This window comes from Paenibacillus sp. J22TS3, from assembly GCF_018403205.1.
Lineage (GTDB): Bacteria > Bacillota > Bacilli > Paenibacillales > Paenibacillaceae > Fontibacillus > Fontibacillus tuaregi.
This window is the reverse complement of sequence record NZ_BOSF01000003.1, coordinates 274,570-288,697: the sequence shown is the minus strand read 5'-3', so window position 1 is coordinate 288,697 and position 14,128 is coordinate 274,570. Positions and strand designations below refer to the sequence as shown.

At 49.3% G+C, this 14,128-nt stretch carries 15 protein-coding genes; 13 read left to right on the top strand and 2 right to left on the bottom strand.

Translation table 11 applies throughout. From position 1 onward, the window contains the following. Nucleotides 1–344 precede the first annotated feature (344 nt). Nucleotides 345–1,268: a GNAT family N-acetyltransferase gene (locus tag KJS63_RS11065; protein WP_213619191.1), complete on the bottom strand. Its 924-nt coding sequence runs from the start codon at nt 1,266–1,268 to the stop codon at nt 345–347. Nucleotides 1,269–1,603: 335 nt separating this feature from the next. Further along, nucleotides 1,604–1,759, bottom strand: a complete 156-nt coding sequence (locus tag KJS63_RS11060; RefSeq protein ID WP_213619190.1) for a hypothetical protein — start codon at nt 1,757–1,759, stop codon at nt 1,604–1,606. Nucleotides 1,760–2,087: 328 nt separating this feature from the next. Between KJS63_RS11060 and KJS63_RS11055 the strand changes: the two genes are divergently transcribed. The 13 genes from KJS63_RS11055 (at nt 2,088) to KJS63_RS10995 (ending at nt 14,028) form a co-directional block, all read left to right on the top strand. Then, complete coding sequence (locus tag KJS63_RS11055; protein WP_068620891.1) at nt 2,088–3,059, top strand: ABC transporter permease; 972 nt, start codon at nt 2,088–2,090, stop codon at nt 3,057–3,059. A 17-nt stretch (nt 3,060–3,076) separates the two neighbouring features. Continuing rightward, complete coding sequence (locus tag KJS63_RS11050; protein WP_068620889.1) at nt 3,077–3,964, top strand: carbohydrate ABC transporter permease; 888 nt, start codon at nt 3,077–3,079, stop codon at nt 3,962–3,964. Nucleotides 3,965–4,077: 113 nt separating this feature from the next. Continuing rightward, nucleotides 4,078–5,742, top strand: a complete 1,665-nt coding sequence (locus KJS63_RS11045; protein WP_213619189.1) for an extracellular solute-binding protein — start codon at nt 4,078–4,080, stop codon at nt 5,740–5,742. 68 nt (nt 5,743–5,810) lie between these two features. Continuing rightward, a complete protein-coding gene (locus KJS63_RS11040; protein WP_213619188.1) occupies nt 5,811–7,748 on the top strand; it encodes a cache domain-containing sensor histidine kinase in 1,938 nt (645 codons plus the stop codon). Next, nucleotides 7,720–9,303, top strand: a complete 1,584-nt coding sequence (locus KJS63_RS11035; protein ID WP_213619187.1) for a response regulator — start codon at nt 7,720–7,722, stop codon at nt 9,301–9,303. Before KJS63_RS11040 ends, KJS63_RS11035 begins: the two co-directional genes overlap by 29 nt. A 95-nt stretch (nt 9,304–9,398) precedes the next feature. After that, nucleotides 9,399–9,926: a YfiT family bacillithiol transferase gene (locus KJS63_RS11030; protein ID WP_213619186.1), complete on the top strand. Its 528-nt coding sequence runs from the start codon at nt 9,399–9,401 to the stop codon at nt 9,924–9,926. A 212-nt stretch (nt 9,927–10,138) separates the two neighbouring features. Continuing rightward, the gene (locus tag KJS63_RS11025; protein ID WP_213619185.1) at nt 10,139–10,429 is read left to right on the top strand and encodes a YciI family protein; all 291 of its coding nucleotides are present in this window, start codon (nt 10,139–10,141) and stop codon (nt 10,427–10,429) included. A gap of 12 nt (nt 10,430–10,441) precedes the next feature. Then, complete coding sequence (locus KJS63_RS11020) at nt 10,442–11,089, top strand: HAD family hydrolase (protein ID WP_244862569.1); 648 nt, start codon at nt 10,442–10,444, stop codon at nt 11,087–11,089. Nucleotides 11,090–11,269: 180 nt separating this feature from the next. After that, nucleotides 11,270–11,731, top strand: a complete 462-nt coding sequence (locus KJS63_RS11015) for a hypothetical protein (RefSeq protein WP_213619184.1) — start codon at nt 11,270–11,272, stop codon at nt 11,729–11,731. 13 nt (nt 11,732–11,744) lie between these two features. Beyond that, entirely contained in the window at nt 11,745–12,212 is a 468-nt protein-coding gene (locus KJS63_RS11010) for a GNAT family N-acetyltransferase (RefSeq protein ID WP_213619183.1), read from the top strand. A 13-nt stretch (nt 12,213–12,225) separates the two neighbouring features. Beyond that, nucleotides 12,226–12,831, top strand: a complete 606-nt coding sequence (locus KJS63_RS11005) for a hypothetical protein (RefSeq protein ID WP_213619182.1) — start codon at nt 12,226–12,228, stop codon at nt 12,829–12,831. 12 nt (nt 12,832–12,843) lie between these two features. Further along, complete coding sequence (locus KJS63_RS11000; protein WP_213619181.1) at nt 12,844–13,488, top strand: HD domain-containing protein; 645 nt, start codon at nt 12,844–12,846, stop codon at nt 13,486–13,488. An 18-nt stretch (nt 13,489–13,506) separates the two neighbouring features. Then, nucleotides 13,507–14,028 carry a cysteine hydrolase family protein gene (locus KJS63_RS10995; RefSeq protein WP_306432899.1) on the top strand — a complete coding sequence of 174 codons (522 nt, stop codon included), beginning with the start codon at nt 13,507–13,509 and terminating at the stop codon, nt 14,026–14,028. Nucleotides 14,029–14,128: the final 100 nt, after the last annotated feature.

The following is a 14,128-nucleotide window of genomic DNA, read 5'->3' as shown; positions in this document are numbered from 1 at the left end:
TTATTTCCATAAATGTGAAACAAAACTTTATTTAGATGAACTTGATGACTAAATGAGATGAACTTTACAGCGAGTGTAAGTTTTCAGAGGAAACAGACCCTTGAAAAGACTGCTGGGATAAGGGAAGTGGAGGAAAGGGGAGTGAGAAGAAGGGGTGGCTATGACATTTATCATACCGGACATGCATAATACTGGAGAATAGGGATCAAGCAGTTCTCTATATCAAAGATTCTATCGCCGACGTAGGCAGTATTCAAGTAGGAGAATGAGCGAGATGAGGCTGTGGCTGCGGAGAACCGCAGCCTTTTATGCCATAACTAATAGAGGCCAATGTATCTTTCTGGTTAAATGACCTTGTCATACATCGCCATTTGGAAGAGGGCCTCCATACCTGCCTGCTTATACAGTCTATGCGCACCGGTAGGGCTTTCCGCGTCCACGCTGAGCAGCACTTGAGTAATGCCCTGGCGGTAGGCTTCCTGAAATGCATGCTGCAGCAGGGCCAGGGCGATTCCTCTCTTTCTGTAGGCGCGTCTGACTCCAAGCAGGTCAACGAAGACGTGATCGCCAAAGTTTTTGCTGATCAGAAATCCAGCCACTTCGTCTCCTTCACGTGCGGTGAACCACAGGCTCCGGTCATAGTGTTCACCACTTCTTTCCATCAGCCAAGCTTCCTCGGTAGTCTCACTATAAAGACGGTGGTCCCTGAAGGCATCTCTGTAAGCCTTGAAGACTTGATGCTCATCGATTCCCGGGCGGAAGGGGGAGATTGAGATTCCCTCAACCACAGCGGGCTCGGGTGGTGCAGAGGTGAACTGGATATTCATGCGGCTGTACAGCCGTACGAATTCGTACCCACGGCTCAGCAGCAGAGAAAGGGCCTGCTCATTTAAGGCAGGAATGACATTCGACAACCGCCATACCGTATCTTCCCGTTCTGCCGACCGTGACAGCTCCCCGCTCCTTCTCTCCAGGCATTCGAGCAGTTCCGTACCGATTCCCCGGCCTTTATACTCCGGATGAACATAACCGTAAGCCATCAGCCTGCCTTCCGACTGCTTCTCGCAGAATGCAAAACCGATGACTGCGCCGTCTTGAGCGCGCACAATCCATGTATCCTTATCCAGGTCCAGCCCCTGCAAAATATCCAGCGTATCCTCCAGCACGATGTCCGGTGCGCCGTATTCATCGATATCGCAAAGGATGATCAAATCCGTGATTGCTTGAGCATCGGTCAAGCTGGCCGGCGTGATGTGAAATGAATCCATAAATGTAACCCCCGTGACTCCGGGCTAAGTTGTCATACACAAGAAGCCAACTAACCCAAAAGTGAATTTGTTCCATAGTTTACCATACAGGTACCCCAATTAAGTCTGGAAAGTTCGTTATATATATGTTCTCTCCTCAATTGAAAGGCTAAAGTGTTTGGCAGGGTCAAGAGAGGAGACGAAGGCCGTAAGGCCGGGATTACGGGGGAACTTAAAAACGGGAAGAAGCCCATCAAGTTCACTCTGAACCAATGGGCTATTTTCTCTGTTTGCTTTTATTAAGTTTTAACATGCATATAACGCATCAAGTCAAGGTAGAGGTAAAGAAGCTGTGTCTAACTGATGAACCCGAGCTGTCTTGCCTGCTCCTCAGTAAGTATGTATTGTTCGTTCGGCCAAGTCTCATCCTCCTCCCGCACCCCGAACATTTTGGCGACCTCGGTCCATACGCCCTTCTCCACAGCTTCCTGTTGAGTAATTATAATCTTCATATTTCCCGCCTCCTCTTCTATTGTGTGAAATGTTCTTCCGATCGCTGTTGTTCCCAGATTTCTTGAATTCAATTTATAAGGTAGAAGTCCGGTCACAAAGGCGAACGCTTCGCTTCTCCAGAATCATTTTCACAACTTACCTATTGTTAGTTCTTAAGTTCAGGCTGCCTTACCTGTAAATTCATAATTCAACTTATATAACTTTAAGTTACCCGAAAAATGAGTACCCCAATACGAAATTTGATGCCTTATGCGGCCTAAGTGGGGGAAGTACAATTAGGATATAAATGTAAAGGCTTACATAAGAGAACATCTGGAGGAGACAAACATGGAGGAGAAAGTAACGGCTGAATTATCCCCAGGGCAGCAGCGCCCCTTCTCGCCAGCGGTCAAACGAAGCCTGCTTCAAAGGCTGTATTCACAGCGGCATTTGCAGGTGATGGCTTTGCTTGGGGTGGCGTGGATGATCATTTTCAATTATGTTCCGATGTACGGGATCATCATTGCTTTCAAGGAATACATCATTGGACAAAGCATGCTTGATGCGCCATGGGTTGGATTTGATCATTTCAAAGAATTTTTTGAAGACGAGAGCCTGGGCAATGTCATTAAGAACACGCTGGGCATCAGCTTCTTCAAGCTGCTGATCGGCTTCCCGCTGCCTATTATTTTTGCGCTGTTCCTGAACGAGATCAGGTCGGTGAAGTTCAAGAGATTCGTCCAGACGATCTCGTATCTCCCACACTTTCTGTCATGGGTAGTGCTTGGCGGGATTCTGGCAACCTGGCTTGCGGATGTGGGGATCATCAACCATATTCTTATGGCTCTGCATCTCATAGACAAGCCGGTATCCTATCTGGCGGAGCCCGGCTATTTCTGGACTATCGTCATCGGATCGGACCTTTGGAAGGAGCTTGGCTGGTCAGCCATTATCTATCTGGCTGCGATTTCGAGCATCTCCCCGGAGATGTATGAGGCCGCCACGATTGATGGTGCGGGACGATTTCAGAAAATGTGGTACGTCACGCTTCCGGCCATTAAATCGACCATCAGCATTTTGTTCATTCTTGCTGTGAGCGGGGTGCTCAATTCTAATTTTGACCAAATTCTGGTGCTTCGCAACTCACTGAATGACAGCGCAAGCAATGTGATTGATATCTATGTCTACCAGACCGGGATTATATCCGGACGACATTCGTATTCAACCGCGATCAACCTGATCAAGTCGATCATTGCCCTGATTCTGCTGCTGGCTGCCAACCGGATCACCAAAAAGATGAACAATACTTCGCTATTTTAGGAAAGGGGCTTAGTTGAATGCTTACGCTTAAACGCAAAACGAAGGGCGAGGCCTTTTTCGACGCGGTTAACATTACCGGAATGCTGCTGATCTGCTTTGTGACTCTGTATCCGATCTGGTACGTGCTGGTCAATTCGTTCAACAACGGGGCTGACGCCATGCGGGGCGGAATTTACTGGTGGCCGAGAATGATCAGCTTTGAGAATTTCAAAGCCGTCTTCGCAAGTCCCGGCATCATGACCGCCATGGGTGTAACGGTAGCGAAGACGCTGCTCGGGACCGTGGCCCATGTCCTGTTTACGGCTATGGTAGCCTATGCATTCTCACGCAGGGGACTGATCGGCGGCAGAATCTATATTTTGCTCGGCACCTTTACGATGTTCTTCAGCGGTGGACTGATTCCCACGTTCCTGCTGATCCGGGACCTGGAGCTGCTGGACAGCTTTCTGGTATACATTGTTCCGGCTTTATTCAGCTTCTTCGACTTAATCATCTTCATGACGTTCTTCCGGGAGATTCCCGAGGGCCTTGAAGAGGCCGCAAGGATCGACGGGGCGAACGACTGGACGATCTTTCTGAAGGTGGTGCTTCCGGTATCTATGCCGGTAATTGCCACGATTGCGCTTTTTCATGGCGTGTATCAATGGAACGATTATTTTACCGGGATGATCTATGTGAACAATACAGATCTTCAACCCATCCAGACGTATCTGTACCGGGTCGTGGCCCAGTCCAGTTCGAATCAGATGATGAACGCGGTGCAGGGTGGGTTGACCAAGAGTGTGACCTCCCAATCGATCAAGCTGGCTACCATGGTGGTGACGACACTGCCGATTGTGTTTGTCTATCCGTTCCTGCAGAAGTATTTTGTTAAAGGAATGATGATCGGTTCTATAAAAGGGTAGGGTGCGTCTGTACAGCATATGAATCGCCATCATAACCAGGTAATTCCTCTGGCCGCTATCGACCGGTGAGAGTTGCGATAACCTAAAATTTGTATTTGAAAAGGGGTAGAAAGATGAGCAAGAAGCATTCGCCTAAATCCATGCTGATCCTGCTTGTGGCCATCATGATGATGTTCTCTATGGCGGCATGTTCCTCCGGGGACAGTAAGAAAGCCGGGGAGACTACGGACAGCGGCAAGTCTGCGGTCAAGTTGACCGAGAATGATCCGGGCTGGAAGGCCGATACGTCGCCAATTACTTTTGACTGGTATCTTAATTTCTCCTGGTTCCCGAACAAATGGGGGGTAGATCCCACTTCGCAATATATTACGAAAAAGACCGGTGTGAACATTAATTTCATCGTTCCCGCCGGCAATGAGAATGAGAAGCTGAACACCATGATTGCCTCTGGCAAGCTGCCTGACTTCATCACACTTGGCAACACTGAGGATGCCTTCCAGAGAATGATTGACGGCAAGCTCGTTCTGCCGCTGAATGAGCTGGCCAAGGAGTATGACCCTTATTTCTTCAAGGTGTCCGATCCGGCCAAACTGGCCTGGTATACGACCAAAGATGGCAAAGTCTATGGATATCCAAATGCCTCCTCTTCTCCTGAAGATTACAAGCAATACGGGAACACCTATATAGGCAATCAGGTGTTTGCTGTGCGCAAGGATATGTACGAGGCACTGGGCAAACCAGATATGCGGACCCCAGAGGGATTCCTTAAGGCCCTGCAAGCGGCCAAGGAGAAATTTCCGGATGTGAATGGGCAGGCGCTGATTCCACTTGGACTGCATGAATTCACAGAGAAAGGTAATTATTCGCTTGAGGCTTATATCCAGAATTTCCTGGCTATCCCGAAAGAGAAGGACGGCAAGCTGTATGACAGGGAAACCGATCCGGAGTATGTTCGCTGGCTCAAGACCTTCCGCAAGGCGAATGAGTTGGGCTTGCTTTCCAAAGATATCTTTATCGACAAGCGTCCGCAGATGGAGGAGAAGATTGCCCAAGGCCGGTATTTTGCCATGTTATATCAGCGTTCAGACTTTACAGCCCAATTGAACACGCTGTACGCTGCCAATCCGGAAGCGACCTATATCGCCATTGATGGTCCTGCTAATGCCAACCTGGATGCGCCGAAGCTGGATGGACCTGGAATTTCCGGATGGACCGTGACTCTGATCTCCAAAGATGTTAAGGACAAAGCCCGCGCCATCCGCTTCCTCAGCTACCTGAACAGTGAGGAGGGCAACAAGGACCTGTTCCTGGGTGAGAAGGGTGTGACGTATGATACAATTGACGGCAAAGATCAATTCAAACCGGAAGCCTTGGAGCTCCTGAACAAGGACCGCTCTTCCTTTGACAAGAAATATGGCGCTTCCTTTACATTCTGGATGCTTATGAATACTAATATCACCACAAAGTGGAATCCTGCCCAAGTTGAGCCGTTCAAACAGCTGGAAGATTGGACAAAGGGCAAGATCGTCAGCGGGTCGCAGTTCGAACTGCTTGATCCGCTTGGGAACTCTACCGAAGGGATTATCAATAACAAGATTGGACTGCTTCGCGGCAAGACTCTGCCCAAGCTGCTTATGGCGGGTTCCGATGCGGAATTTGACCAGATCTGGGCTGACTATCTAGCGAAGCGTGCAGAGTATGGCATGGATAAGGTTCAGGCCTACAAACAGGCCAAATATGAAGAGAATATGAAAAAGCTAAAAGAGTTCATAAATTAAAGGACTCTTCAAATACCCGCCATTGCAGCGGGTATTTGAGTTATTCGGGAGAGAAATGGAGAGTCAGCATGAGAGGGGAATTTGGAAGGCTTCTGCATGGGATCAAGTATTGGTGGGATCGCAGGTCTCTGCAGACCCGGCTGATCGCCGCTTCGATATTGATCGTTCTTATACCGGGACTGATTGTGTCGGTATATTCTTTTCGTGCGATTAATGAAACTTATATCGGAGATACGCTTAAGAAGAGCGAGAACCTGCTGGAAATGGAGCAGCTCCATATCTCTAACCAGGTGGAAGTGCTGGAGAGAGCAGCCCAGCTGGCCATTTCAGATAGGGATGTGATCAATTACCTGACGAGTGATACCGACCCGAACACCCAGGAACTCATAGAGTTTAATGAGAGCGCTTTTGCCAACTTAACCCGTATTCAGGTCAATAACCCCAATATCGAGCACCTTAGACTGTTCTCCAGCAGCAGGCAGGTGTATGAGATTTGGCCGATTATTTTCAGGGAGGACCGGGTGAGGAAGGAGCCCTGGTTCCCTAAGGCTGCCGGCCTGGGAGATCAGGAGCTGTGGGTTTTCCAGCATAGCGATCCGGACATTATGCAGCGGTTCTCTCCCCGGGCGCCGGACACAACACCCAAAGTGTCTCTGCTTAGGGAAATGAATATTCCCGCAGGCCATCACGCGGGTTTGATCCAGGTGGATATGCTTCTGACCCACTTTACTTCAAAGACGTTCTCGGGCAGACAGGACAACGAATCCCAAATGTATTTGATTGACTCAGATTTGGAGCTGTTCACCAATAAAAATAACCGGCTCGGCAAGACCAGTCCTGGTCTAACTGGGGCCATTCAGAGCCGGGTCCGCATGCTCCGGGACACCAATAAGTGGAATCAGGAATACAGGGAGAATGGAAAGTCTTATCTGCTTACGTATAGAAAGCTGGAGCAGATCGATGGGTATCTGCTGAATGTAGTATCGCTTGAGGGTGTGCTCCGCGACATCTCCACGATCCGTAATATGATCATTGGCGCGAATGTCGGCTTTATTGTCCTGGTCACGCTGATCGCTTATATTCTCAATGCGTTCATCCTGAAGAACCTGAAGAGGCTGACAGAAACGATGAAGAAGGTGCGCAAAGGCGAGCTGAACACGGGAATTGAAATCCGTGGAGGTGGCGAGGTAGGTGAGCTTGCCCATCATTTCAATAAATTGATGAGGACGATTAATGAGCTGATTGCCCAGTCAGTCCGCAAGCAGGCCCTGTCCAAAGAAGCGGAGCTGCGCACCCTGCATAACCAGATTGATTCCCATTTCCTCTACAACACGCTGGAGAACATTAAGATGCTGGCTGAGATGGAGAATCAGTATAAGATTTCCGATGCTCTGACCTCGCTGGGAGGAATGATGCGCTACAATTTCAAGTGGTCTGGAGAATATGTGAAACTAAAAGATGAGATAAGGCATATTCAGAACTACATTGAGGTCATGAATATCCGCTTTGAGGAGCCGGTTAAGCTCCAGCTTGAAATCCCGGACGAATATATGGAGCTGGAAGTGCTGAAGGTATCCCTTCAGCCCATTGTCGAGAATTCGGTTAAGCATGCCTGGGGGGAGCAGGATGGATCATCTGATCATAGGATTACCATTCGCGCCGAAGAAAGCGGCGGTGGAAGGGTACAGATCTCTATCACCGATAACGGAAAGGGAATACCCGAAGACAGGCTTGCCTTATTAAATCAACGCTGCGAGGAAGCCGGGCATGAGCGGTCAGGCTTTGCATCCTCAGCCTCTATCTCCTCTACGGAGCTGAAGGCCGGAGTTGGGGGGATCGGGCTGCTTAATGTTCATCAGCGGCTCAGGCTGTTCTATGGTCCTGAGTTCGGACTGCGTGTGGAGAGTGAAGAGGGAAGGTACACAACCGTTAATTTGAGCATCCCGAAACGGCTGCTTACAGGAGGTGGCATTCATCATGCGGAAACAATTATTGATCGTGGATGATGAGAAGAATATCAGGCAGGGCCTTCAGGTGATGATTGAACGGCAGTATCCGGGAAAGTATGAGATTCGGACGGCTGTTCACGGACAGGAAGCCTTGGATATGCACAGGCAGCAGCCTGCCCATATCATCCTGACCGACATTCGGATGCCTGGAATGGATGGATTTCAACTGATGGAACAGCTGAGCAAGGAGGAGGCTGGGGAAAGGCCAACTCTTGTGATTCTCAGCGGTTATGATGAATTTGAATATGCCAAGACGGCTATCCGGTATCAGGTTGTAGAGTACCTTCTCAAGCCGATCCGTCGTGAAGAGCTGTATGCCGTGCTGGAGCGAATTGAGGAGGAAAGCCAGAGCCGAATCCGGATCAAGCAGCAGCTCGCTGAGTCCGAGGAGTTCCGGCGCGAGCTGAGGTCCAGTCGGCTGCAACTCCTGTTAGGCGGCGGGGAGTTGTCTGCCCCTGAGCTGACGGCCATTGGACAGCAGATCGGGTTCCCGGATTATAAGCTTCCGTTTCAAGTGGTCGTACTAACGTATATTCGTAAGGATGAAGGGTGGATGAAACGGGATGAACTTCGGCTTCTTGGCGACAAGCTGGTAAAGGAGGCAGGGGCGGATTATGAAGCGGGCGTGCTTGACGCCCAAGGGAGGATGGTGTGGATTACCTCCCAGCCCCAAGCCTTTCAGACAGCAGCCGAGCAGGCTGAAGCAAAAGGTCTCGGCGGTGTCGTCATGGGAATTAGCAGTGAGGGGCACACATTGCCGGATATTTATCGGTGTTATGAGGAGGCGCGGATTGCACAAAAGTATGTGTTTACCCTGTCTCACGGGAACTGTGTCCGGTATGAATCCATTCAGGAACGGAACCGGCAGGAGGAGCCGATACCGGCAGAGGACATCCGCAAGCTGGGGAATCTCCTTGGCTGGAAGCCGGAAGAGGAGATTAAGGACCATCTCCAGTCCATTTTTAAGATAAGCCAGCTGCCCCAGATCAGCATTTCTTATTTAGAAAGGGTGAGCCGCGAAATTAATGAACGGGTGCTGGATGAAGTGTTCCGCATATACGGAGAGGCTTCCATAGAGCTGCTGAAAATGTACCGCCGGGTGGGAAGCTTGTACAACTTCCGTCATTTTCACGCGTATTACCGTACATTGGAGCATCTCCTGATCTGCTTGAATGACTATATCAGGCAGATCAGTTCTGTGCACTCGGGCCAGGCCGATATGAGGAAGGCCTTTGCCTATATTGAGGAAAACTATCACCGTATGCTGAACATGGCGATGGTGAGCAACTACGTATCGCTCAATTACTCCTACTTCAGTGAGGCCTTCAAGGCTGCCGCAGGGGAAAGCTTTGTGAATTATTTAAAAAAGGTACGGATCCGCCACGCCAAGGATAAAATGAACAATTCTTCGTTGAAGCTGACTGAAATCAGCCGAATTGTAGGGTTTGAAAGCACCAAGCAGTTTACCCGGGTATTTAAGGAGATAGAAGGAATTACTCCCCAGGAATACAGGGCCAAGCTGGCGGTATCGGTGCAGGTTCAGAAGGATTAATCCGCGGCAGCGGGTTTCTTTATATTTCCAGCCAGGAGGCAGTCTGGTACACTAAAGGAGTGAAATCTAAGCGGGAAAGAGAGGGGATTAACGACATGACAGATTTCAGATATCCGATTGGGCAATATGAGGGCAGCAGGGACAATTCGTCTGCCCAGAGGGAGATTTGGATTCAGGAGATAGATGAGCTCCCGGTCAAGCTTGCTGAGGCCACCCTGGGGTTAAGCGAAGATCAGCTGAATTTGCCTTACCGCGAGGGAGGCTGGACCCTAAGGCAGGTGGTGCATCATTTGGCTGACAGCCATATGCATGCGTACACTCGCTTTAAGCTGGCTCTGACCGAGGAAGAGCCGGAAATCAAGCCATATTTTGAGGAGCGGTGGTCTAATCTTCCGGATGCGCTGACCTCTGATATACATATTTCATTACAGCTTCTGAAGGCCCTGCACGAGAGATGGGTAATCTTGCTGAGGTCGATGGGGGAGTCCGATTATAAGAGAACCTTCTACCACCCTGAATTAAAGAGGGGGATCAGCCTGGATTATAGTCTGGGTAATTACGCGTGGCACGGCAAGCATCATACGGCACATATCACTACACTTAGAGAAAGGCTGAATATCTAAAAGGCAATCAGCCCCTCTTCGAATCGGTTCGGGATCAGGTGGGAATTGCAACAAATGATCTGGAGATTACAGTCTTTGAAACCCCGAAGCATCATTGGGGAATCCGGGGTTTGCCGGGCGCTGAGCTTTCGCTGAATTATAAGATGGATGTGTAATGAAGGGACTCCTGGCATGACCATGAGAAATTAGACAGAGAGAAAGGAGCACCCTAAATGTTTATAATCAATCTTACTTACCGCCAGCCCCTGGAGGCCGTGAATCAGTATCTTGGCGAACATGGCCAGTTTCTGGACAGGCATTACCGGGCAGGGAGGTTTATTTTCTCCGGAAGAAAGGTTCCGAGAACCGGGGGAATTATTCTAGCTAAGGCGGCATCCAGGGAAGAGCTGGAGGGCATCCTTAAAGAGGACCCTTTTCATCAGCAGGGGCTTGCAGAGTATGACATTACCGAGTTTCATATTACTAAATTTGATGAGCGCTTTGCGTGTTTCATGGACAATTAGGAGGCGAATATATTGAAAGCTTTTATTTTTGATATGGATGGGGTCATTATCGACAGCGAACCGATTCATTTTGAGGTCGAGATCGGTACAGTCAAATATTTCGGGGCCGAAATTACCCAGCAGCAGCTGGAGAATTATGTAGGCATGACCGCACCTGAGATGTGGAATGAGATTAGAAATGAGTATAAGCTGGCCCATCCGGTAGAGGAGATTCTGGCTTACCAGCTGGAGAACAAGATTAAGGCTTTAAGAGCCTCTGAGCTTGAGCCGATCGAAGGCATCAAAGAGGTGATTGAGGGGCTGAAGCAGCGTCAAATCCCAGTGGGTATCGCCTCCTCTTCTTCACCGGAATTTATTAAGGAAGTTCTGCTTAAATTCGGATTGACCGAATATTTCGATTGTATCGTAAGCGGGGAAGAGGTTCCGAAGGGCAAGCCAGCGCCGGATGTATATCTCAAGGCAGCCGAGCAGCTTGGAGTTAAACCGGAAGATTGTGTGGTGCTGGAGGATTCCTCGCATGGAGTTACCGCAGCCAAGGCGGCAGGTATGAGATGCATCGGGTATGTCAATGTGAACTCGGGCAATCAGGATCTGTCCCGTGCCGATCTGATTGTAAGTTCAATTCACGATATCAATTTGGATGACCTCAGCCGTCTGTAACGGCGGGATGTTGTACATTAGTTGAATTTCTGGTGTATAGGCGCGCGAATGTTTAACGGATGAGGAGAAGTGCATATTATTTTGACAAAAATAGAAGCATTGAATCCAAAGCTGAAGCCAGCCATGAACATTCATAAATAGATTGCTGTCCTGCTCTCCGCACTCCTGACAGGTCTCGGCATGTTCTATTCCGGAAATCTGCTCTCCATATCACTGGCAGTTGTTTTGCTGATAGGTCAAGGGTTTGTTGTCTATATCTCGTTTGTTACAATGGGCTTCCTGGGCATGTTCACACTGCCGCTGATCATTGCGAACCACTGGTTCTGTATTTTTCTGACTTACAGGTTTACAGTCCGCGAGGAGCGCACGTTCATGCCCGCAGGCCGGCGGTACAGCGTCCCCTTTATAATGCTTCGGGTCCTGATTGGTGCCGTGCTTATCTATTTGGCTTATACCGAAGGATACAAGGCGGGAGTGGCTCCATTCACGAAGACGGAAAGTGAGAAGGCCGCTGTACGGCGGCAGGCTGAGAAATATCTGGAGCAGAAATATGCGGAGAAATTTAAGGTGGACGGGGTTGAGTATATTTTTGCTGTGGACAGTTATAAGATCAAGCCAGATATAAGCAGGCATAAGATTTGATGGAGGATAGAAAATGCTGAACTTCGTGGCATGCTCGCCGGAGACGATTCGGGTCGAAGTAGAGATTATGAATTCAAACCGGGCTTTTAACCTGATGTCGAATGATAAGGAGGAGCTTACTGAGCAGGACTTTCTCGATGATATCAATGAATCGTCCAAGCTTGGAGCCGAGCGGGTTCTGCTTCAGGTGGACAATGAATATATAGGGGTTATGGATTGGATCATGGAGAATCCAAATGACGGATACCCTTGGCTGGGGCTGCTGGCCATTCATAAGCAGTTTCAAAGGAAGGGATACGCCCGTCAAGCGCTTGCCCGCTATTGTGAGCTTATGCGGGAAAGAGGGGTGTCATCTTTCCGAATCGGGGTGCTCCTGGACAATGAGCCGGCTCAGCAGTTCTGGAAGCGGATGGGATTCCGCGAAGTGAAGAACGGTAAGATGGGTGAGAAGCCGATTATCATTTATGAGAAGGCGCTTTGAGCGGAGGGAGAGCATGGGTGATTCATCAAAAAAGACTTGGACTGCCTCTTTGTCAGGGGATTTCGTACTGAATTTCCCTATCTATGTCGGCTGCTCCTATGGGCTGTTCACCAAATCAGGTGAACTTGGCCAGACGTTCTGGCCACCTCATCCCTTGCCCGTCCCCGATAAGGAACGATATGAGCTGAAGCGCCAGTGGGATGTCTGGTGGAACGATATAGTTATGCATAAATCGCAAAGCAAAACGCAGGGGTTTAGGTATTCACCTGGAATGGGGCTTGCTGATCAGCAATTCTCTGATCTCGAAGGGGATCTATTAAGACAGGCTTGTGTGGATAGCTGGCCTGTGTTTAATAGATGGTGGAACATGCCTGCTGGTGGGCAAATAGCTATGTATTATTGGGAAAGTGTTCCGAGGATAGAACGGTATATGCAAAAGCTTGAACAGCTGCATGGGGGCCTGAAGTCGTCTTTGTCCCTGGTAGTTGACCTGATCTATACAGGATTGGATGCTCCAATAGAACCGGAAGAGGGTTATTTGATTATACCGGTTGATGGTCCGCATTTGCTCAAAGAAGAATGGTGGTTAAAGACGTTAAGCCGATATTTCTCGGATTGATTAGGAGGACTAATGAAAGACAGACGCAGTGTTATTGAGGCGGCCGAGCGGTACGTTAAGAAGGAACTTGAGGCTGATCCCAGCGGACATGATTGGTGGCACATTGACCGGGTAAGGCGAATGGCCCTGCGCATTGCCGACAAGGAGCAGGCCGATGTGTATATATGCGAGCTTGCCGCACTTCTTCATGATATTGCGGATGAGAAGCTTAACGATTCGAAGGAAGCCGGAATGGCCAAGGTCCACGGTTGGCTGTGTGAACATGTGGAAGACAGGGATGTCATTGACTCGGTTGTTGAGATTATCTCAACGATGTCGTATAACGGCGGGCAGAACCCGCCGATGAAGACGCTTGAGGGACAGATCGTTCAGGATGCGGACCGTCTGGATGCCATCGGAGCAATCGGGATTGCGAGAACTTTTGCTTACGGGGGCTCCCGGGGAAGGGTTATGTATAATCCCGGCGCATATGAGGAACTGTCCCCTGAAAACTACCGAAGCGGTGACCGGGCTACGATAGACCACTTCTATGATAAGCTGCTTAAGCTAAAAGATCTTATGAACACGGCGTATGGCCGGGAGCTTGCCCTTGAGCGCCATAAATTCATGGAGCTGTATTTAAAGCAGTTCTATCTTGAATGGGGAATAGAGCATTGATGATGAAGGGGGTCTATGATGTCCAAAGCATTGATGGTGATTGATGTGCAGGTGGGGATGTTTGATGAGCCCGATCCGGTATATCAAGCCGAAGAGCTGCTGGTAAAGCTGGAGGACCTGATTGAAAGAGCGAGAAGAAGTCAGGTTCCAGTTATCTATGTGCAGCATAATGAGGAGCCCCCCTATGGCCAACTGGTACATGGACAGCCTGCTTGGGAGATCCACTCCCGGATAGCTCCGGCGAGTCAGGATACCATTATTCAGAAAGAGACGCCCGATTCTTTTTTTAGAACGAACCTGAAGCAGGAGCTTGAGAGCCTTGCTGTGAACGAGCTGATCATTGCGGGTCTGCAGACCGAGGTCTGTGTGGATACAACGATTCGAAGTGCCTTTAGTCACGGTTATAAGCTTACTCTGGCCCAGGATGCCCACAGTACCTGGGATGGAGGCGGACTTAGTGCAAAGCAGATTATCCGCCATCATAACCGTATTCTGCAAATGTTCGCAGATGTGAAGAATAGCGCAGATATTTCTTTTTAACCCTGCTAAAATAAAACCATACCCAAATTTCACACTGCATGGCCCGGCTGTAGATCCGTAACGATCTACAGCCGGGCTGTGTTTTTTTATATGTAGGAGG